Below are 20,403 nucleotides of genomic sequence, written 5' to 3' on the forward strand. Positions count from 1 at the left end.
ATCATGTACTTCAGCAAGAACAAAGACATCAATGAGCTCGTACTGGAGCTACTTCAACGAGGCTGGACGTATGCCAAAGGCCGGCATTATAAGCTTTTCCCACCCAACGGCTGCGGCATGGTCATAGTGCCCACGACACCCGGTGACCGACGTGCCTTCCAGAACTTTCGCCGTGATGTCCGACAACGGCTACGTGGCCATGCCGAGCGATACCGGCATGCCTGGCAGAGGGTGATGCCATGAAGCAGGTCATTCTGGTATCGCTGGATTGGCGCAGGCCACAAGATGGTAAAACAGGCTTGGGTATCGCCTCGATTGCCGCGGCCCTACAAGTCGCGGATGTTCTATGGCGGATCATCGACGCACAGGTGAACAGCCCGACGTTCTCCCAAGAGCGGGTATTGAGTGAGTTGCGCCTGGCAATTGCCGAGGCTGGCCCGGGGTGCCTGGTAGGCTTTGGCACCTACGTGTGGAACGACGCCGAGGTTCGCAGTTTGATTCGCCTGATCCAGGGTACAGGAGCGAGCATCGCTCTTGGCGGGCCACAGATTTCCTACATGACCAAAGGGCAACTGGAAAGTACTTACCCCGAAGCCGACTATTTCATTCGCGGGCAGGGGGAAATGGCCATGGTTGCGCTGGCTCACGGCGTGTTGCCCAGCGAATGTGGAATTCATGTTGCTGGCACTCCTGACCTAGGCCTCAAGGCAGATCATGACCTGCTGGATTTACCCTCGCCGTACCTGCTGGGAACAGCCAAAGTTCGGGACAACATTCGTTGGGAAACCCAGCGTGGCTGCCCCTTCAAGTGTTCATTCTGCCAGCACCGTGAGCCGGGAAAACGGCTCAAGCATCAGTCGTTCGATGGCCAGCGCCTAGAAAGGGAGCTAGCGCTATTTACCGCAACAGGGGTAAAGCGTATTTCAGTACTGGATCCGATCTTCCACACCAATCAGACACGTGCTATTGAGGTTTTGAACAGCATCAAGGCAGCCGGCATAAATGCCCAGTTCTCGCTGCAGTGCCGCTTCGAAACCTGCAGCACAGATTTTCTGGATGCACTCGAGGGACTGAACGTCACCTTGGAGTTTGGCCTGCAGACGACCGTGGAAGCGGAGTATCGGGCGATCAAAAGACCCAACCATATGGAGATCGTTTGCAACAGGATCCGCCAGCTACAACAGCGGCAGATCGACTTCGAGGTTTCCCTGATCTACGGTCTGCCAAATCAGACGCTGGACAGCTTCAATGCCAGCGTTGACTGGTGCTTGCAGCGGCACGTCCCTCGATTGAGAGCATGGCCACTGATGCTGTTGCGGGGAACACCGCTGTATGAGCAGAAGCAACTGTTTGGATTCAGGGAAAGCGACGATCAGCGCATTCCCATCGTAGTTGCCAGCAACAGCTTTTCCGAGGCAGACCATGCCGAGATGGCGTGCATTGCCAAACTGCTCGAGGAGATTTGAAATGGGGGGCTTTGTTGCCATTGAGGGGCTGGATGGCGTTGGGAAATCCACGGTGGTTAAAAGACTGGCCGAGATCTTTTCAGGCCATGCCATGAGCACACCCGGGCCAGCGCTTCGAGGCAGTCGCCCTGCTGTGCTTGAAGCATTTGCCCATGATGAGCTGGCCAAAGCGTTATTCTATGCGGCCAGCGTATCGAGCGAGGGAAGGCAGGCGATCAGCCTGGCAGAGCGAGGAAAATGGGTATTCATGGATCGCTACTGGGCCTCGACACTGGCCTATGCGAAAGCCCGAGGTGTCACGGCTGACCTAGACGCGCTGAGCAAGAGTCTGATCCCGCCAAACATAACCATATTGCTATTGCTTGACGAATCGGAGCGACAACATCGCCTGCTTACCCGAGGGGCTACTGTGGAAGATATGGAAACCTTGGATCCGTACTTTCGCAAGCGAGTGCTCGACGAGCTTCAGGCCCGTGCCAACCTAGTGATCAACATCAGCGGACTTTCTGAAATGGATGCCTCAGCAAAGTTAGTCCGCGCCATTAAGGATAATCTGCCCGTGCACTGAATAGCTCCGGATTGTCTGGGCAACATGAACGACGGCTATGGGTCGTTTTGTGCCTGTAGCTTGGGTCGATTTCGGTCGTTTGTGGAGGTGAAAACCCGGCAGCACAACCCTCTCTTGTTTCTGGACTTGGCTCTGAATCGATGCCCATGCGTACCCGCGCTGATGACGATCGGCTATGGGATAGGTTTGACGGACACCATATCGCTCGTATCTCCGCCAACTCCACTCTCCTCCAAATACCATGCGCCATTAAAGTGAGGACATCGAAGTCACAAAAATTGTAAGTTACTGAGTGGCTACACTCGAACCTGGAGAGGGGCCTTCGTTGAAGGTGTAGTTAATGACGACATCATTTCTTATCAGCACATCCAGAGCTTTCTGAGTACCCGTGGTCGTAACCTTCATCGTCACAACATAGCTTTGCGCATGAGCCGAGCCGTTCGTGTATGTGTAAATCCACTTCTCGTCGGTTTCGCTCACAGCGCTCTTCGCGTAGGGCTCACCAAAGAGCGATTTTAACTCCGTAGTAGTCGTTTTCCCCTTCTCTAGCTTGGTCACATTCGCCGAGGAAAAATCTCGGCCAGCGGTGTAGTGGGAAGTGGCGCAGCCACCGAGGATGAAACACATTCCAATTGCTACGATGAGCTTGTTCATAGTCGTCCTTGATGAAGTGAAAGACTGGAGACTAGCGTTTGCTGCACCAAAAATGCCATTACGCTATAGGCAAATTTGGGCACCTTGAATCCACGATAATCGTGGCAAGCCCCTGTGGGGTTGACGAAAGCGTACGGAGTTACCTGGACTTTCCCTAGTGAGTCAGGTCAAATTTTAATCGGTATAATCCGCCTTATTGAGCATAGGGATGGATAGCACCGTTGGCCAAGAAGAACCGGGATGATTTCCTACAAATCTACTATCACAGTTATGCGTCAGCGAGCGGGCGAAGTTTGCTCAAACCCCGAATGCCTAGCACCTACTGCCGCTCCGTGCGGTAGCGACAAGGTCACAAGCATTGGTGTGGCGGCTCACATTCATGCCGCAGCACCAGGAGGAAAACGCTACCTCGCAGGAATGACTCGGGAAGAGCGGATACACATAGATAACGGTCTCTGGCTGTGCTCGAACTGTTCGATCATGATCGACAGGGACATTGAACTGTTTCCCGCAGAACGACTTTTTGAATGGAAGGTAGCCGCTGGTAATAGGGCCACTGAGGCACTCGGCAAAAGGCCCGAGCGCTCTGAGGATACGATAAGCAAGTTGATTGAGGCCCTGGATAACAGGCAACCTAAGCTCAACCTTGCACAGGCGATTGCTAAAGCCCACCGTGATCAGGAAGAGTTCCTTGAGCGGCTAGACCATCGCTTTGCTGTCACATCCCACCTTATACACGGCAGGCCCTGCATCGAGATCAAGGCCAAGGAAACCGTAAACGTCCGACTCCAGGTAAGCACGACGCAAAAAAACGGGTACGCAGAGGGGTTCAGGAATCTTTTCGATCATGGTAAGAAGTTTGAGATTGATCTGTTAGATGCTTCCGTCCATGGATCTGATCTTCTCTCTCACCTTTTTGCCGGAGACGCCAAGGTAGGCGGAAAGATGGTCTTTAGCCCGTCAACCCGCACTGCATCTGCCAGGATCGAACTCGTTGATCCGAAAACCAATCTGGTCGACCACGTGACAGAGGTTGCTGGAGAGATTACTGCCGGCAAGAAGTCGATGCATTTTGAGGGCAAAGCCTTTGAGGGTTTATTCACCGTTGGCTTCAATAAAAACCTTGTAGAGGATGGCTCACCTCAAACCATCTCTATGCATATCGACCTTGGCCAGTGGGAGAAGCGACCACTGGCCTCCCTTCCATACCTATCGAAGGTGGCAAAACTTTACCAACGCCTGGCAGACGGCTGGGAGCTCTCACTAATCATGGAGCACAAGGGCGACGTTATTTTCAGTGGCACAGGTGATTTCAAAGCCTGTGCAGATGACATTCAAGTACTCAACGCCTTCATGATTTACACAACGAGAGCCCGCAGTGTTTCGATGCTGCTTCAAAAGCCAATCACCTTCACCAAAGACATAACGTTCGACAGTCAGGAATTGACTAATCTCGAAGACATTCGCCTAATCCTAGAGAATCAAGGCCAGGTTCCAAGGGAAAACCTAACAAAGCCGATGATCGTCGAAGTGATCTATGACGATAGCATCGATCAGTTGGAAATCTTAGGGGCAAACAATCCAGGAACCTTGCGATTCATTGAAAACGAACATGGGGCGGTTGTGGTTTTCGGTCAGGTAATCGGGCTGCCCAGAAGGATTCTGCTCGTCGAAGGGTTCATTCCTCAAATCAAGCAGAAGAAGGGAAAGTGGAAGAACGGACATATCATCAAGCTGACCCTCAAGCCTATCGAAGGCTACTCTGTGACAAATCTCTACGACCAACGTATTTGAGCTCAGGTGCACAGAGTTGCAACTGCCCCCTCCCTCCACTGCCCGCGAGGGATTTAGTTGCAGTCAATCCACCGCTGCATCGCTTGGTTGCTCACCATCTTCAATGACAGTGGCACCCTGGACTACTGCGGTACTGCAGGTCGCCTGACGGTCGAGTCGGTACACTTGAACTCTGGCAGCGCGACGGAGCTGATCCTGTCGACCTATTGAGTGCCTGGGAGCGTGAACAGCTCGAACGTCTGCTCGCCGCGCTCTGAGCCTGCATGCAAAACCGGCAGGTGATGGTCTGGCCACTTCCATCTCGAAAGCTGCTTCCAAGACTGTAGCTATGACATCATTTTCACCACAGACGGTTGCCGCCAAGGCTTGGTAGGCTTACCAGGATTTTTAACCTGCAAACCCAGTAACGGCCAATCTGCAATGCAACAATAAATATGAGCCGCCCTACTTTCCCCAACCGGCCTGCCAGTCCCCCCAACAAAAACTGAGTGCCTGGCTTCCCAATAGGAGTAACAAATTGCTGACCCGTCCCGACAAAGACGCGCTCCGTGCAATACTGGAATCGCAAGTTCAAGAAAAACTACAGCACGACCCGGATGCGGTAACGACTTATGCAGCCAAGCCTGTACCAGAGCGAAAACCGTACACCAGCAAACCCACGGTTCAGGACAAAGCATTTCACAAAGAGCTCGAGCAGATGCGTGCAGATGCTGAGGCTGGAGTGATACATACGCCTAAGCGCGAACCGGAGGACGGAGGCGCTCCTAGCCTTAAGCTTGATGATTATCCGGATCTGTAAAAAGTGTCGCCGAGAACCTACTGGCGTTGAATGGCTTGCCGATTCAAAAGCAATGAAGACCACACGTGAGAAAGCCATCTATGAAAATCATCATCGAAGAATGGGATGGTGACGGTGCAATCCGGATTCCCGATGAGGCATTGCAAGAACTGGAGCTGGATGTCGGCGACGCCGTGTATCTGATTGAAGAATTTGTCGGCAACACGCGATGCCTAGTCCTATCAAAAACGGCTCAACTCGCGGATCGAATAGACGAGCTCACTGAAACCTGGGATAGCGGACAGCTTGGCAACGCCGAGGTGAAATAAGGCAGTCGTAATGCGCTTCCGTGACTCGCCCAGGGCGTGAGAAGACTTGGGTTCGAGCCGGGCTTAAGCCCGAAGGAGCGATAGCCAGCGTAGCTTTAGCTTCCCAGAAGAAAGAACTATGCCCCATTGACGTCTGCTCAAAGAAAAGCCGACTTCGCCAGAGTGTTTTTTGGGTTGAATACTGCCCTTCGCGACGGCTGCCTACATGCATGCCAAAGCACGGGGTCAGAACAGGCGAGAGACTATCCATTGGAATAGTTCCCCTGGACGAATTGCAATCTGAAATCGCCCTTACATCGGCCGCCTCTCCTCATGTGCTAACGTGCGCGAGTGTTCACTTAGCAGCCTCTAAATCCCATGTCCGTCGCCGAAAATCTTTTAGCGTTTACCTTCGCCGCCACTCTACTGACGCTGACGCCGGGCCTCGATACCGCATTGGTCTTGAGAACCGCAACTGTGGAGGGTAAACAACAGGCATTCCGAGCTGCGCTGGGTATCAATGCTGGCTGCCTGCTGTGGGGCGCTGCCGTCGCCTTTGGTCTGGGTGCGTTGATTGCAGTCTCTGAGCTGGCATTCAATCTCTTGAAATACTGTGGCGCCGCTTACCTAACCTGGCTTGGTTTGAATATGCTCTTGCGTCCACGTACCTCACTGTCGCCCGCTGAAACCGACGGAAAGCCAAATGCAAATTGGTTTCTGAAGGGAATGATGGGGAACGTCCTTAATCCCAAGGTTGGCATTTTCTACGTCTCTTTTCTCCCTCAGTTCATTCCCCAAGGGCACTCGTTGATTGCCTGGACATTTGGCTTGGTCAGCATCCACGTGGCGCTCGGTTTACTGTGGTCGTCAATGTTGATTGGCGCCACTCAACCACTGGCTGGCATTTTGCGGCGTGAGAATGTGACCAAGTGGATGGATCGCACCACCGGTATGGTCTTTGTTCTGTTTGCCACTCGGCTGGCTTTCAGCAAGCGTTGAGAACGGCATCTCCCCTGCTTTCACATTTCCATCAGTGATTGGGTGTGATACCTGCCGAGGCAGTATTCCTACTGTTTTTTGCAAGTGCCCTGAACCGGATGCTTCGCCAAAGCATTGATCTAGAGCCTTTGTTTCATTTTGATACATCTGAAAAGTACGCTACGATCCGCCGCACTAAAACGCATAGGGATTGCAGATGAACGTCAGAATTGAAGCGCATAAGGAAGGCAGTGGATGCACGGTCTGGCTCGACAACAATGCAGTGTCGTTCCAGAACCTGGAGGAAGCGAAGACATACGTGACTCAGTTGCAGGAACGGATTGAAGCCGCATCCAGTTCATTCGCTCAAGGAACAACAGATTCCGAGCAAATGTAAGCGTTCTGCCTAGCAGCAGCTTTGGCTGTAAGCCATGGAGGGCTCAGTGCTGCCGGGATTGAAATAAAGCTGTTCATCGCGCCACCCAAAGTGTGGCTTAGGCGGACTAGCTTTAAGTGGTGGACGCGGGTCACGCGAGCTTGATGGCTCTGCCTTGGATATCGTCCCGCGCCATTCGCAAGTCATTGGCGTCTTGGTTGAGCCGATGAATCAAGTTCAGCAATCGTTGGCGCAACACCTCATCTTGGAGTTGCTCAGTAGCACGCATCACATCAAGCGCCGCTGCCTCATTGTTGGTAGCAACGGCGTCGAGCAGTTTGCGCATGCTTCTTGATGGCCGATTCATCTCCAACCCTCCTATGTTTCGGTGGTGCGAATCATATGGCCGGAATGTTTCGTCAGTATTTCAGCTGCACGAACTGGTTTTGAATTACCTGGAAGTAGCTGACGAAGGCTGGATTGCTATCGCAGCGTGCTGCTCAACAGCTTCTCCAGGCGTGCTCCATCTATTCCCTGGAAATCCCCCGCTTCACCGAAGATCACATCGATGTTGGCCCGAGCAAAGAACTCACGTGCCGTGAAGTCAGAAGCGGTGCTCGCTGGCAGCACCAAGTACAGTTTCGTGCCAGCACTACCAAATCGATGGTGGTAGTACGCAAGTTGGCCAAAGGCTGTGTAGAGCTGAGCCGATAGCGAGCCGCTAGTCTTGACCTCAAAAATCGCCTTGGCTTTCCCTGTAGTCCGGTCAACGAGCGCTAGGTCGACGTTGCAATTTTTCCTGACTTCGAGCTCTGAGTGGCCCTCAACAAGCTCGCTCAATTTGCGGTGTAGCGCATTGCACAGTGGGCCATGCAAATACGGGTACTCACGCTTGCCTGGGTTTGGGGTGTAGGACTTGTCGCCCTCGTACTCCTCTTGATCTCGCCAACCGGCATCTGATTCGTCTTCGCCAACAGAGGTGGAATCTTCGTCGTCCAGACCATCACTGATCTCTGTCTTCAGCTGTTCTTTGAGCTGCTTTACCTCAAAGACAAATTCAGAGATGTCATTCGCAATGGTGGGAGAATCAGTTGAAGTAACGGCAATCACCTCTGCCGTTCTGCCGTCATCGTCGACAACCTGAAGCCACGCCTGAAAATGCTCAAGCGTGATGCTTCGAGGTATCCGCCCTCGAAATGCCGTGAATGTGCCGCGATGGCAGATCATGATCTTGCCATCATCGGCAGCAGCTAAAACACCGGAAACCCTTCGGTTCAAGCCGGTCGGAATGTTGATCTCAGCATCTGGAGAGAGCGTCCCTCCCTCATAACCCAGCTTAAACAAATGAGCTTGTCGTCCCTCCCAAGGCGGTGGGACAGCGAACACCATTTCACCAAGATCTGTCTGCAAGGCGTAAGTGATACATAGTGCTTTATATCCATTAGGAAACGCCCACTCGAGCCTACCACGTGGCTCTGCTTGGGCAATAAGCGCCCTTTGTAAAGACCGAACTCCCTTCCGGAGCCGAGCGCTTACCGTAATTACGTGAACCACCTGCTACCTCCTTGTTCATCCTCGAATCCACCAAGATCGTCCAAAGTCGAGGATCGTTGGTGGCAAATTGCATAATGGTAGCACTTTGATACGTATTCGAATCTGGTACGTGAAGTCGGCTATTTTCCAGAGAAAGCAGTGGCCATAGCTGTCTACAGTTGGGGGAATGAGAGTCGCGGCGCGCTGTCATAAATTGTCGCAGCTCAGTCCTCCATAATTGTTGAACTCATAGAGTCATACCGGTACTCCTAGAACACCATTCTTTAGCAGGGAACGCACCATGCACCCAAGATTCAGGGTCATCGAGACCGCCGGACGGGAAGATGGCAGTAAGCGATACAGAGTCGTTGATCTCGTCGAAGGAGGCTCAGCTAGCAAGCATGGTGTGTTCAAGGTCAGGGCCGAGGCAGACGCTATTTGTTCGCTCCTGAATGCCGAGCATCCACGTCAGAATGGTGTAGGTCGTGCGTCCCTAAGCCTATGATCCACCCGATTCGGAACGCCATGCGCCGGATGACTTTGTAGGACAGCTGCATGCCTATAGCGCAGTCGTGGATTTCCGTTCCGAAAGTACGTTTTGAAGGCGCTCCAGGTTAAGTCGCTGACTCTCAACCTCGGCTTCCTCTAGAGCCTGATAGGTGTTCTGGAGACGTAGTTTCTCTTCGTTGTCATAGACGTTCAATCCTATGGGCGCAGTTTCGCAGTAGAACCGCGCTCCGTTATGCATTGATCCCGTTTCCATTGGAATTCAGCATCGTCCGGAACTCCAAGCTTGCGACGTCTCGATCATGTTGCAAGCACCCGGAAGTAACGTCGACCTGCCAGCTACACTAATTCGATACATTTCTGTACAGAGACTTCGATCATGGCTACCAAAACCGCAATCGTATTCGCTGGCGGCGGCAGTTTGGGTGCTGTCCAAGTGGGTATGTTGCGGGCCTTGGTCGAGGCCAACATTCGATTCGACATGGTGGTGGGCGCTTCGGTGGGCGCCATCAACGGTGCCTATTTTGCCGCAAGACCCGATTCCGAAGGCGTCGAGGCGCTCGCCAATTTCTGGCGGGGCCTACGTAAAACGGACATCTTTCCCCTGTCCTGGCTCGATACCTGTAGAGGACTGATCAAACGGCGTAGCTTTCTGTTGCAGCCGGCGGCTTTGAACCAACTGTTGGATCAGGCACTGCCTATACACCGCATTGAGGATGCGGCGTTGCCCCTGCACATCGTCACCACTGACCTGCTGAGCGGTGCCGAGACCGTTCTGTCCAGTGGCGAACTCCGACAGGCATTACTGGCCAGCGCTGCCATCCCGCTGGTGTTCCCCTGCGTAAAGATAGCCGATCAATTCCTGATTGACGGTGGCGTGGCAAGCAATACACCTATTTCAACTGCCGTAGCCCTGGGCGCCACCAACGTAGTGGTGGTTCCTACAGGAGTGAGTTGCGCCCTACCACAACCGCCCCGAGGCTTGATCGCCTTAGCCCTACATACCGTCAACCTGATGAGCATGCGCCAGTTGGTGAGTGACATCGAACACTTCCGCACTCTCACCAGCCTACACATCGTCCCGCCCTTGTGCCCTGTGGATGTCTCGGTGTTCAACTTTGACCAGACCGAGTCTTTGCTGCAGCGCGCCTATGAGCAGACCCTCCGGTGGCTGGAACGTGGGGGGCTCGAACGCACCAAGGTACCTGGTGCCCTGACCATCCATTCACATGCCCATGAGCATTGAGTGATAGCTCAATGCGCGCTGCGCTTAATCGCCAGGGGCACTTCGGATGGGCAGGCCGTACTACTTATGACCGTCCAGAAGGACGTCATCTGTACCTCCATCAGGAACACCAAAAGCTTAGCCGGGCCCAGTTGGCCCGAAGTAGCGACTTTAGGAAACTGGCGTGGGCGCTTTATCAGCTACCAGCGAGGCAAGAATGCCTTGGCTAAATCCCATATGAAGGCCACATATGTGTCATACGGAGCTGGCATCGTGTCGTGCACGAACACATGGTTGCTTCTAGCATTAGCGCCCTCTCCTGCTCGACCTCTATCGCCTCAGTCCAAGTCCACAGAGGCAGGAAACGCGACGATGTCATTCTGCATTCAACCGGGTCGTGAAATACCGTGATGACGCAGTTTGCGATAGAGCGTATTTCGGCTGATTCCTAGGCGGGCGGCAACATGGGCGATATGCCAGTGTTCCGCCTCAATCAATGTTAGCAGCGTCTGCCGTTCGGATACTCCAAGCGGATTTTCGGCCAACGCGACTGTCGCTGGTACTGTCGGCAGCAGCTCCGCCAAGTCGTCCAGGGTGACACGCCCCTCCAACGACAACGCTACCAGTGTGCGCAAACACGTACGCAGCTGCCGGACATTGCCCGGCCAAGGCTGCGTCAGCAAGCGCTCTTTGACGCCCGCCTCTAGCCGAATCCTTGCACCTTTTGTCTCTTCGCGCAGTAGAAGGTCGAGCAAACTGCCCTTGTCTGATCGTTCGCGCAGCGGCGGGAGTTGCACAGCGAACCCAGCAATGCGATAAAACAGATCTTCGCGAAAACGCCCTTCGGCCACACAGGCGTGCAGATCCTGGTGGCTGGCACTGATAAGGCGTACGTCGAGCGGACGTGCCGTCGCGCCGCCTAGCGGCACCACCTGACGTTCCTCCAGCACACGCAGCAGGCGAGTCTGTAACGCCAGTGGCATATCGGCGATCTCATCGAGAAATAGAATGCCGCCATGGGCCTGCTCCAGCTTACCGATCATCCCGTCCTTGCGTGCGCCGGTGAAGCTGCCGCCGCGATAGCCGAACAGCTCGCTCTCGATCAGCGTTTCTGGAATGGCCGCGCAATTGATCGCCACAAACGGCTGGTTCGCTCTGGAGCTGGCACGATGCAGCGCCGCAGCAAAAGCTTCTTTGCCGGTACCGGTTTCGCCCTGTAAAAACACCGGAACGTCACGCTCCAAAACACGCAATGCGCGAGCAAAGCCGCGTTGCAGGCGCGGGTCTTCCAGACACACGTGCACGTCGTTAATTTGGGGGATTGCAGGAGTAACTAAAGGCACCTGGCGTAAGGGTTCTCGCAACTGTCCGTAGAGCAGGCGTCCGTCCACCAGCCGCATTGGCCAACAGACACTCGGCTGAGAGCTGGCCTGACTCATCACCTGATCGATAGGTGTTTCCAGCAGCATCGTCAGAGATTGCCCAACCACCTGGTCACGACTGAGGCCCAGCAGATCCAGCGCAGCATCATTAACTGAACAGATACGGGCACTCTCGTCGAAACTGAGCAGACCTTCACCCAGCAGCCCAACGAAACCTGCCTCAGGGTGGAAGCGCAGCAAGTATCGCTGCGGATCATGCCCTAAGAAAAAACAGCTCTCGATCAACTTGGCTGACAGGTTGGTCAACGCCATGGCCTTGAAGCGTTGCTGAAGACTGTGTTCCTCCCGCACAGAGGAGAGGTTGAGCACGGCAAGCAACTCTCCGTTCGCATCAAATATCGGGCTAGCCGAACACGTTAAGCCGACGTGCTTACCACGGAAATGTTCATCACGACGGATGGTTACGTGCTGTCGCTCGACCAAGCAGGTGCCGACACCGTTGGTACCCTCGCAATCCTCGCTCCATACCGAACCGAGCCACAGTCCGGAACGCTGGAACTCGGCTCGTTCGGTTTCGTTGAACACACTGTCAATCGCCACACCGCGGGCATCGGTGAGTAGCACCACGTGGCCGTCACGCCCGAGTTGTTGGTGCAAACTGCTCATCTGCCAGTGCGCCACGGAGATGATGTGTTCCAGTGGCGCGCGGTGATCCTGTAAGCGTGGGTGCTCAACTACATTAGGCGCGCGGCGGCTGGCGGGATCGAGCTGATGCTGATCCAGGCACCGGCGCCAAGATCGTGTGATGGCCAGGTCAGCAGTATGGCCGTGGCTGGCGGGAGTGCCCTGCACGGCTTGTAGCACTTGTTGTGCATGGGCGTTGATCAAGGCCGGCTTCATTGTTCTTGTTCTCCGCTACGGTTAGGACACGGGGCTATTCGCAGCTTATATGAAAAGACTGCAACGAGCGCTCTTTGCGCCGCGTGACACTCTGTCATCCGCCGTTCCCAAAATCGTGACATAGATCCGAGTCAAAGCCTGAGTACTACTGCGGCAGCCGCTCTGCAACGGGGCTTTCATGAAGATGGCCCGGGCCTTGCTCTAGGGCAAGTTGTTACAAAAACAACAAGATCGGGAGAGGCTCCATGAACATCGCTATCGAAACACCTCTGCAAACGCCAACTGCTCAGCTCGCGGCCTGGGTCGAAAACCTCGGCGAGTGTCTCGCCCAACGTGATTTGGACGGCGCGCTGGAATTGTTTGCCGAAGAGTGTCACTGGCGTGACCTGCTACTTTTCAGCTGGAACTTAGTGACCTTGGAAGGCAAGCCTGCCATCCGAGACATGCTCGAAACACGCCTCGACCAAACGCGTCCTGAGCGATGGAAACTGGAAGGAGAGGCGACGCTGAATAACGGTGTGCTCGAAGGTTGGATCAGCCTGGAAACCGATACGGCGCGAGGTAAAGGCTACGTGCGTCTAAAGGAGGGCCTGTGCTGGACGCTGCTGACGACCATGCGCGAGCTCAAAGGCTTTGAAGAACCCAGCGGCCGCCGTCGTCCAATGGGTGCCAATCATGGTCACGCCCATGCCGACAAACGCAACTGGCTAGAACGCCGTCGTGATGAAGAAGCTTCGCTAGGCATCAACACCCAACCTTACTGCCTGATTGTGGGCGGCGGCCAGGGTGGGCTGGGGCTCGCAGCGCGGCTCAAGCGAATGGGCGTGCCAACTCTGATCGTCGACAAAGCCGAGCGTCCTGGCGATCAGTGGCGCGGTCGCTACAAGTCGCTGTGCCTACACGACCCTGTCTGGTACGACCATATGCCTTACCTGCCCTTCCCCGATCACTGGCCAGTCTTCACCCCAAAAGACCAGATTGGCGACTGGCTGGAAATGTACACCAAAGTCATGGAGCTCAATTATTGGCCGCGTACAGAATGCGTGAGCGCCAGCTTTGACGAGCAAAGTGACACCTGGAAGGTTGAAGTGCAGCGCGATGGCGAGCGTGTGACTTTACAGCCTACCCAGTTGATCCTCGCTACCGGCATGTCAGGCGTACCCAATGTTCCTAGTTATCCGGGTGCCGAGGTTTTCCATGGCCAGCAGCATCATTCCAGTCGCCATCCCGGCGGAGACGCCTGGAGCGGCAAGCGCGCGGTGGTCATCGGTGCGAACAATTCGGCTCACGATATCTGCGCCGACCTGGTGGAGAACGGTGCCGAGGTGACCATGGTGCAACGCTCGAGCACCCACATCGTGCGTTCCGACAGTTTAATGGATCTCGTCTTCGGCGGGCTCTACTCGGAAAACGCCCTGGAGACGGGTTTGACCACGGACAAGGCCGACATGCTGTTCGCCTCTATCCCCTACAAAGTCATGCCAAGCTTTCATCAACCCATCTTTGACGCGATCAAGGAGCGTGACAAGGACTTCTACGAACGCTTGGCCAAGGCCGGCTTCATGCTCGACTTCGGTGACGACGACTCTGGCCTTTTCATGAAATACGTGCGCCGTGGCTCTGGTTACTACATCGACGTCGGCGCCTCAGAACTGATCGCTAACGGCACGATAAAGCTCAAGAGCGCGCCTGGCCTGGGTGTCGAGTGTATCGAAGCCGATGCCGTCGTACTCAACGATGGCAGCCGGCTACCGGCAGATCTGATCGTCTACGCCACGGGCTATGGCTCAATGAATGGTTGGGCGGCGAAGCTGATTTCCCAGGAAGTAGCTGACAAGGTCGGCCGCTGCTGGGGCCTGGGTTCTGGAACCACGAATGATCCTGGCCCCTACGAGGGCGAACTGCGGAACATGTGGAAGCCAACACAGCAGGAAAACCTCTGGTTCCATGGTGGCAACCTGCATCAGTCAAGGCATTATTCGCTGTATCTGGCGCTGCAGTTAAAGGCGCGCTTCGAAGGCATCGACACATCCGTCTACGGCCTTGCCGAGTGTCACCACACTGGCTGAGTCAAATGGCGCCCAGCCGTGGTTGGGCGCCGCTCCACAATATCCCGGACGCAGCCTATGGATACCAATGCAACCAGCCGGTCGCTTTCTGGGGTGTTGAACCGTCCTGCTTTCGCCCGACGCGCCAACGTTGTGGGTGACATGCAAATAGCCTTGGAGATAACCGCTAGCTGCACCTGCAGAAGGCTCACTAACTGGTCGAGGAATTCGAAAGGCAGTCCTCACGAATTAGGTCATGAAGCTTTGTACCGCGTGACGGCAGCCCGAGAGTCATCCAAATGCTCTGCGGCATCTGAGGCCCTGGTTGGTACTCCTTGATCGATGACACCACTTTCACCTCCATCTGAAAACCTACCACCAAGCCGGGCCAGTTGGCCCGAACCAGCGACATCTCCATTGCCCTCAGCGTAGGTCTATTAGGCACGGAAAGAGAAGGCGCCTGCAGTCAGTCATGGAGCGAGAGCTGCCTCGATCACCCAGTGCGACTTTTACACGAGAGGCATCCCGTCGGGTTACCGAAGCCATCCATGGGGCGCTAGTTGAGCGTTCCACCACCGCGACGGATCATCGGATGCCCAGTCGTCGATCCAACGAAAGTACCCCCGCTCCCCGCGCAATAATCAGCAGCAGCAAGCCAGCCCAAGAAAGATGGGTCGGCCAGGCGTCTGGGTAGACAAAAATCTCGATGACCAAAGTCATGCCCAGCAGCGCCAAAGCTGATAGCCGGGTAAACAGCCCTGCCACCAGAAGCACGGGGAACAAGTGTTCGCTGTAGGCAGTAAGGTGCGCAGCAAGTTCTGGAGAGATCAAGGGTAACGCGTATTCAGTACGGAACAGCTCGTAGGTACTCGGCGTGATCGTCAGAAAACCACTGACCTTGGTACGCCCGGACATAAAGAAAATGGCTGCGATCGAAAGACGGGCCACCAGCACCAAGAGTGAATCGCCAATAAGTGCGCTCAATCGGTTGGCGGCGCGGTTCCAGATTCCAAGCAGGGATTTATCGGCGACGAATGAGTGAATTCGAGATACGCCCATGGTGTGCTCCGTTGATTATAGGGCCTTACAAGAAGGTCGACCTGGGTTCGCAGCGGTGAACGCGCCAGCGCTCACCAGGCGGATGAGGAGGTTTTCCAGATTCAGAGTCGGCTCGACTCCAACGGCTTTGTCTACCGCCAAATCGAGGGGCAGATGTGTCGCGCACGCGTCGAGAAAGGCACAATCGGCAGCGCTAGCGGCTTGCCAATGCACACGACCGCCATTGCGCGTCAGCAGCGCACCCTCGCCCTGCCAGTTGAGTTCGTCAGGCATTCGCAGCTGCTCACGGTTAATGCGCCAGATCGTGTAGGCGGGACAGTCGGGTAACCAGGCCCAGCGGCAGCTGGCCCGTGGTGTAAGCCGCAGGCTGGGAAAATCTGCCGAGTGCAGGTGCGCCAAGGCGCTCATCTCGATAACGGGTTCTTCATCGGCGCAATGTACTTGCGTCCAGAGCAGATCCAGGCGCGCGACGTCGCCCAGATAGGGCATTTCCCGAGCATGTACAAAACCGTCGAGAAAATCGGGGAAGTCGGCTCCGTAGTACAGCAAACGGGCATCCGTTGGCGGCGAAAGTCTGGCGTGGATTGCGGCGGCGCTGCGAAGCCAGTCGGTGCCCACCAGGCGCTCAATGGTCGGGAAATTGGCGAGCAGTGCATCAATTGCACCTTTGAGAACGGTATTGCGGTAAACCGCAAAGCCAGGCTGTCGGGTAAGCGCCATCATCTCGGATGATTCGGCACCGTACAGGGCATCGACGAATGCATCTTGAAAGCTTTCCAGGGACGGCTTCATATCGCCCCCCGCAACCGCAGGTGCTGCCCACGATTCAATAGAGTTTGCGCTCTGTCGCGCTCGGCAAGCAGAGCATCGAAAGTGGGGATATGGTCGTCACGCTCGATCAATGTCGGACGCATGCCTACCCGCTCGATTAAACGCTCATACAAAAACCATACCTCGTCAGCGACAGGTGCGTCGTGAGTATCGATGAGTAACGTTGAATCCCCAGGATCCGGGGCATGTCCCGCCAGATGAATCTCCATGATTGCAGCAGCCGGAAAGTCATCCAGATAGGTTGTCGCATCGAATCCCAGGTTATGGGCGCTGATGTGTGCGTTATTGACATCCAGCAGCAACCCGCAGCCAGTCCTCTCACTTAACTCGATCAGAAAATCGATTTCGCTGTAGTCATGGCCATCGAGTTGTAAATAATGGGTCGGGTTTTCAATCGCGATTCGACGCCCAAGCACCTCTTGTGTGCATTGGATATTGCGGATTATGCGCCGCAATGCCTCGCCTGTGCGGGGAAATGGCAGCAAATCTGGATGATACTGGCCGCGCCAGGCCGACCAGGCCAGGTGCTCGGAAACCAATACGGGTTGAATGCGGTCAGCGAGTCCTTTTAGACGCTTCAAGTGCTCTGCGTCCGGCGCACAGTCGGCCGCCAGCGAGAGTGATACACCGTGCAACGACAGCGGATGTCGGCTACCAATCGCCTCCAGCCATGCCACACGGGGGCCACCACCGACCATGTAGTTTTCCGGATGAACTTCGAACCACAGCCCCTCGTCTGTGCAGTCGAAGGCGTCCTGATAGTGGTTCGGTTTGAGGCCGAGTCCGGCCCCTACCTGGAATTGATTCTTCATGATTGGCGTGCGCCCCGTGGTATGGAAGTTACTTCGGTGCCAAAGTGCCCATGCCTTTTGGGGTCTTGATGGAAGTGCAAGTCCCTACCGGGACGTTTTTCCAGGCGTTAGCCTGATAGTCCATTTTAGCGGTGCCTGCACAGGTGGTGCCTGCACCGGCTTTGCAATCGTTCTGACCGGCCTTGGCGACGCCGTAACATTTTTCCATGGCGCCGGCTGCAGCTGGGGCCTCGGCAGCGATAGCACCTGCTGCGAAAGAAGAGAACGCAACGGCGAGAGCGGCGAGTTTCAGATTGTTCATGGTTGTACTCCGGGGTCATGATGAGGGGGCGTCGCATCAGTGCAGGAGTGCGCTGTGCTTGCGATCCGAAAAGTAGTTCGCTGAGATTTCATATCCAGTTACAGCCATCGCAAAATATTTTTCAGAATCGCAAAATAACGCCGCTGGTTGCCCTATGCCCTTGAGTGCAAGCATGATCCGCTGCCCGTCATTAGCGCTGGCGTCATGTCGGTACGGAATATTTTTTCCCTTCGTGTAACTAGAGCGGGCGATGGAACGAACTACACATAACGACGCATTGCGCAGCCGGGAGATGCATCTTCAGAGCCTGTTCCTCGCCGGTTTAAAGGGAGACGAACAGGCTTACCGTGTATTCCTGTCGGAATTAAGTGGTCACATACGCGGCTTTCTGCGAGCGAGACTTCAACGACAACCAGGTGAAGTCGAGGATTTGCTGCAAGAGGTCTTGCTGGCCGTTCATAACGGTCGCCACACCTACCAGGAAGATCAGCCACTGACGGCGTGGGTTTTTGCTATTGCGCGCTACAAGCTCACGGATTTTTTTCGAGGCAGGTCACGCCATGAGGTGTTCAACAACTCCCTCGACAATGCGGCAGAGCTGTTTGCCGAGCCCTACCTTGAACCGGCACAGGCCAGTCGCGACCTCGGCAAATTACTGGAGCAATTACCCGAGCGTCAGCGTCTGCCCATCGTCCATGTGAAGCTTGAAGGATTGTCAGTCACTGAAACCGCGCTGATAACCGGACTATCCGAGTCAGCCGTAAAGATAGGCGTACATCGCGGGCTTAAAGCGTTGGCGGCGAAGATTAGAGGTACACGATGAAAACTGATGACTTCATTACCATGCTCGCATCAGGGGCCATCCCGGTTGATCAGTATGCGCTCGCCAAGCGTTTCGGTGTTGCGGTGCTGGTCAGCCTGGTGACTGCCACTTTGTTGGTGATGGTCATACTGGGCGTTCGTTCAGATCTTTCCACTGTGGCGACAACGCCGATCTTCTGGGCCAAGATCGCCTTCCCGCTGTGCTTGATGATTGGTGCGCTGAGTGTGGTTATGCGATTGGCGGTACCTGGAAAAACCCCCGGTTCCGGAAAGCTACTGATCTTTGCTGCAGTCGCTGCAGTATGGGCTGGTGCCATTTATGTCCTCATGGGCTCCGCACCCGATGTGCGCGTCGCGGTCATTCTCGGCAAGACTTGGCGGGTGTGCGCATTGAACATTACCTTGTTGTCAATTCCGGGATTCATTGCTGTTTTCTGGGCGCTACGCGGCCTGGCACCCACCTGCCTGACATTGACCGGGGCATGCGGCGGGCTGCTGGCAGGTGCGATGGCAACCCTTGCGTATTGTCTGCATTGCCCTGAAATGGAAGTTCCATTTTGGGGAGCCTGGTACTTGTTAGGCATGTTAGTACCCACAGTTATAGGCGCGCTACTCGGACAGCGCTGGCTGCGCTGGTAGCAATTATCCGCAGTCGGAAATTATGTCGGGTATGCGGCGATCATGAGCCGGATCCCGTCTGCGCGGCTGAATGGACATGATCCGTATGCCTATCTAAAAGATGTTCTCACGCGCCTGCCGACGCAGCGGGCGAGTGAGATCACCGAGCTGCTGCCGCATAAGTGGGCATCTGTTTAGCCACGCAAGGTGTGTTGGGCGGACGCTTACCCTGAGACAGCCGCAGCAGCACCTGTATCAGTTGGCGAGAAAGACATGACAAGGCATGGCGTGGCGTGGCAGACCTGGATCCGCGCCATTGCGGTATTCAAGGCATTGCAGGGTAAGGTCGAACCACCTTTTCATTTGGTTTTCAGTGAGCAACGGCAGCTCCTCAACCTGCTTTTATTCCGCTGACTTTATCGAGTAGCTCGACTTGCCTCAAAAGGAACGCCCTGTAGAAGCCAGCGGCAGACTTTCGATGACGTCTAACAATGCCTGATCCAGCTGCTTTTCGACGGTCGCAGGTGCTGGCTCACGGCGTATCTGGCGGTATTTACTGGGGGAGCAACCGGCGAACTGCTTGAAGGCACGGGCGAAGTAAGAAGGATCCATGAAGCCTACCTGATAGCCAATGCTGGTGATGGGCATCTGGCTGTTGTCGAGCAGATCTTTGGCGCACTCCATACGCTTGTTCAGAACGTAGTCCATGAAGCGCAGGCCGTTCACCTCCTTAAACAGGCGGCTGAAGCGAAACGCTGTCATGCCAAAGCGGCTGGCCAGTTCCTTCTGATCGATGCTTTCTCGAAAGTGCTGGTCTATGTAAAGCAATACCTTGCCTAGGGCCTTGTGTTTACGGTATTCGGCTGTCAGGCGGATGCTATCCGGCAGGGAGGGGCCATGCTCGATCAATGCCTTGTTAGCGCGTATGGAATTACGACGCAGCTCGCACAGCTGCGCCAAGGCATTCAGAAAGCGGTTTTTCTCTGTGGTGGTCAGAGGCAGCACCACGTATTCCCAAACTCGCGAGCGCATGGCCCAAATGACCAGTTCTTCGGAGTGCTGCACGGTGAACATAGTAATAGGAATGGACGGTGCGGCTTGTTTTATCTCCAACAATAGGCTCAGGCCGTGCATGTCGGGACAATCGTAATGCAGGCAGATCATGTCCGGTTTTCGTGCGAAGTCGAAATCGGTCGGCTTTGCGGTCTTCACCAGTTTGCAATCGCAGTCGGAGCGAAAATGCTCGATCAGCTCTTCAGCCGAATGATCATGGGTGAGATCAAGCCATAACAACGATGGCTTTTTAGCCGAAGCCTCTGAATTCATATACTCTGCCCCGCCCCTGTTTGCCTGCCCCACACAGCAGTATGGTCAATATGCCATCAAGGCGAGGATTAATTCTATATGACTACAGGGCGTTCTCATTTTAGGTAAATCGAGCCA

The 20,403-nt window shown here is 55.0% G+C and carries 23 protein-coding genes and 1 pseudogene; 13 read left to right on the top strand and 11 right to left on the bottom strand.

Features of this window, described 5'->3' with window-relative positions; genetic code table 11:
* Window positions 1–239: 239 nt before the first annotated feature.
* Window positions 240–1,466 carry a B12-binding domain-containing radical SAM protein gene (locus AC3IX1_RS14335; RefSeq protein ID WP_489384636.1) on the top strand — a complete coding sequence of 409 codons (1,227 nt, stop codon included), beginning with the start codon at window positions 240–242 and terminating at the stop codon, window positions 1,464–1,466.
* Window position 1,467: 1 nt separating this feature from the next.
* Window positions 1,468–2,034: a dTMP kinase gene (locus tag AC3IX1_RS14340; protein ID WP_489384637.1), complete on the top strand. Its 567-nt coding sequence runs from the start codon at window positions 1,468–1,470 to the stop codon at window positions 2,032–2,034.
* A gap of 285 nt (window positions 2,035–2,319) precedes the next feature.
* On the opposite strand, the gene AC3IX1_RS14345 is transcribed toward AC3IX1_RS14340, so the two are convergent.
* Window positions 2,320–2,688: a hypothetical protein gene (locus AC3IX1_RS14345; RefSeq protein ID WP_489384638.1), complete on the bottom strand. Its 369-nt coding sequence runs from the start codon at window positions 2,686–2,688 to the stop codon at window positions 2,320–2,322.
* 240 nt (window positions 2,689–2,928) lie between these two features.
* On the opposite strand from AC3IX1_RS14345, the gene AC3IX1_RS14350 reads away from it, so the two are divergent.
* From AC3IX1_RS14350 to AC3IX1_RS14375, 6 genes are all read left to right on the top strand, one after another.
* Window positions 2,929–4,482 (top strand): hypothetical protein, encoded by a 1,554-nt coding sequence (locus AC3IX1_RS14350; protein WP_489384639.1) that lies wholly within the window; start codon window positions 2,929–2,931, stop codon window positions 4,480–4,482.
* A gap of 125 nt (window positions 4,483–4,607) precedes the next feature.
* Entirely contained in the window at window positions 4,608–4,739 is a 132-nt protein-coding gene (locus AC3IX1_RS14355) for a DUF7693 family protein (protein WP_489388746.1), read from the top strand.
* A 260-nt stretch (window positions 4,740–4,999) separates the two neighbouring features.
* A complete protein-coding gene (locus tag AC3IX1_RS14360; RefSeq protein ID WP_489384640.1) occupies window positions 5,000–5,281 on the top strand; it encodes a hypothetical protein in 282 nt (93 codons plus the stop codon).
* Between the two features lie 80 nt (window positions 5,282–5,361).
* Window positions 5,362–5,589, top strand: a complete 228-nt coding sequence (locus tag AC3IX1_RS14365) for an AbrB/MazE/SpoVT family DNA-binding domain-containing protein (RefSeq protein WP_489384641.1) — start codon at window positions 5,362–5,364, stop codon at window positions 5,587–5,589.
* A 357-nt stretch (window positions 5,590–5,946) separates the two neighbouring features.
* Complete coding sequence (locus tag AC3IX1_RS14370; RefSeq protein ID WP_489384642.1) at window positions 5,947–6,567, top strand: LysE family translocator; 621 nt, start codon at window positions 5,947–5,949, stop codon at window positions 6,565–6,567.
* Between the two features lie 196 nt (window positions 6,568–6,763).
* Window positions 6,764–6,943: a hypothetical protein gene (locus tag AC3IX1_RS14375; RefSeq protein ID WP_489384643.1), complete on the top strand. Its 180-nt coding sequence runs from the start codon at window positions 6,764–6,766 to the stop codon at window positions 6,941–6,943.
* Window positions 6,944–7,073: 130 nt separating this feature from the next.
* On the opposite strand, the gene AC3IX1_RS14380 is transcribed toward AC3IX1_RS14375, so the two are convergent.
* On the bottom strand, window positions 7,074–7,289 hold the full coding sequence (locus tag AC3IX1_RS14380) for a hypothetical protein (RefSeq protein ID WP_489384644.1): 216 nt from the start codon (window positions 7,287–7,289) through the stop codon (window positions 7,074–7,076).
* 116 nt (window positions 7,290–7,405) lie between these two features.
* The gene (locus tag AC3IX1_RS14385) at window positions 7,406–8,311 is read right to left on the bottom strand and encodes a hypothetical protein (protein WP_489384645.1); all 906 of its coding nucleotides are present in this window, start codon (window positions 8,309–8,311) and stop codon (window positions 7,406–7,408) included.
* 1,030 nt (window positions 8,312–9,341) lie between these two features.
* On the opposite strand from AC3IX1_RS14385, the gene AC3IX1_RS14390 reads away from it, so the two are divergent.
* The gene (locus AC3IX1_RS14390) at window positions 9,342–10,208 is read left to right on the top strand and encodes a patatin-like phospholipase family protein (protein WP_489384646.1); all 867 of its coding nucleotides are present in this window, start codon (window positions 9,342–9,344) and stop codon (window positions 10,206–10,208) included.
* Between the two features lie 365 nt (window positions 10,209–10,573).
* Here the strand turns inward: AC3IX1_RS14390 and AC3IX1_RS14395 are convergent, their stop codons facing one another.
* Window positions 10,574–12,469: a sigma-54-dependent Fis family transcriptional regulator gene (locus AC3IX1_RS14395; RefSeq protein WP_489384647.1), complete on the bottom strand. Its 1,896-nt coding sequence runs from the start codon at window positions 12,467–12,469 to the stop codon at window positions 10,574–10,576.
* Between the two features lie 245 nt (window positions 12,470–12,714).
* On the opposite strand from AC3IX1_RS14395, the gene AC3IX1_RS14400 reads away from it, so the two are divergent.
* Window positions 12,715–14,538: an NAD(P)/FAD-dependent oxidoreductase gene (locus AC3IX1_RS14400; protein WP_489384648.1), complete on the top strand. Its 1,824-nt coding sequence runs from the start codon at window positions 12,715–12,717 to the stop codon at window positions 14,536–14,538.
* Here AC3IX1_RS14400 and AC3IX1_RS14405 read toward each other — a convergent pair.
* From AC3IX1_RS14405 to AC3IX1_RS14430, 6 genes are all read right to left on the bottom strand, one after another.
* Window positions 14,523–14,729: a hypothetical protein gene (locus AC3IX1_RS14405; protein WP_489384649.1), complete on the bottom strand. Its 207-nt coding sequence runs from the start codon at window positions 14,727–14,729 to the stop codon at window positions 14,523–14,525. The genes AC3IX1_RS14400 and AC3IX1_RS14405 overlap by 16 nt on opposite strands.
* Before the next feature lie 373 nt (window positions 14,730–15,102).
* Window positions 15,103–15,576 (bottom strand): DoxX family protein, encoded by a 474-nt coding sequence (locus AC3IX1_RS14410; protein ID WP_489384650.1) that lies wholly within the window; start codon window positions 15,574–15,576, stop codon window positions 15,103–15,105.
* Between the two features lie 15 nt (window positions 15,577–15,591).
* Entirely contained in the window at window positions 15,592–16,368 is a 777-nt protein-coding gene (locus tag AC3IX1_RS14415) for an HvfC/BufC family peptide modification chaperone (RefSeq protein WP_489384651.1), read from the bottom strand.
* Window positions 16,365–17,219: an MNIO family bufferin maturase gene (gene bufB, locus AC3IX1_RS14420; protein ID WP_489384652.1), complete on the bottom strand. Its 855-nt coding sequence runs from the start codon at window positions 17,217–17,219 to the stop codon at window positions 16,365–16,367. Before bufB ends, AC3IX1_RS14415 begins: the two co-directional genes overlap by 4 nt.
* A 28-nt stretch (window positions 17,220–17,247) precedes the next feature.
* Window positions 17,248–17,520 carry a BufA1 family periplasmic bufferin-type metallophore gene (locus AC3IX1_RS14425; protein ID WP_489384653.1) on the bottom strand — a complete coding sequence of 91 codons (273 nt, stop codon included), beginning with the start codon at window positions 17,518–17,520 and terminating at the stop codon, window positions 17,248–17,250.
* Between the two features lie 36 nt (window positions 17,521–17,556).
* Window positions 17,557–17,694, bottom strand: a complete 138-nt coding sequence (locus AC3IX1_RS14430) for a hypothetical protein (protein ID WP_489384654.1) — start codon at window positions 17,692–17,694, stop codon at window positions 17,557–17,559.
* 76 nt (window positions 17,695–17,770) lie between these two features.
* On the opposite strand from AC3IX1_RS14430, the gene AC3IX1_RS14435 reads away from it, so the two are divergent.
* The 3 genes and pseudogenes from AC3IX1_RS14435 to AC3IX1_RS14445 all read left to right on the top strand — a co-directional run.
* On the top strand, window positions 17,771–18,343 hold the full coding sequence (locus tag AC3IX1_RS14435) for a sigma-70 family RNA polymerase sigma factor (protein ID WP_489384655.1): 573 nt from the start codon (window positions 17,771–17,773) through the stop codon (window positions 18,341–18,343).
* Window positions 18,340–18,981, top strand: a complete 642-nt coding sequence (locus AC3IX1_RS14440; protein WP_489384656.1) for a DUF1109 domain-containing protein — start codon at window positions 18,340–18,342, stop codon at window positions 18,979–18,981. Before AC3IX1_RS14435 ends, AC3IX1_RS14440 begins: the two co-directional genes overlap by 4 nt.
* 33 nt (window positions 18,982–19,014) lie before the next feature.
* A pseudogene (locus tag AC3IX1_RS14445) lies at window positions 19,015–19,158 on the top strand (transposase domain-containing protein); the annotation flags it as partial.
* A gap of 240 nt (window positions 19,159–19,398) precedes the next feature.
* On the opposite strand, the gene AC3IX1_RS14450 reads toward AC3IX1_RS14445, so the two are convergent.
* Entirely contained in the window at window positions 19,399–20,286 is an 888-nt protein-coding gene (locus AC3IX1_RS14450) for a helix-turn-helix transcriptional regulator (protein WP_489384657.1), read from the bottom strand.
* Window positions 20,287–20,403: the final 117 nt, after the last annotated feature.

This window comes from Pseudomonas sp. KH_046_2 (genome assembly GCF_057838985.1).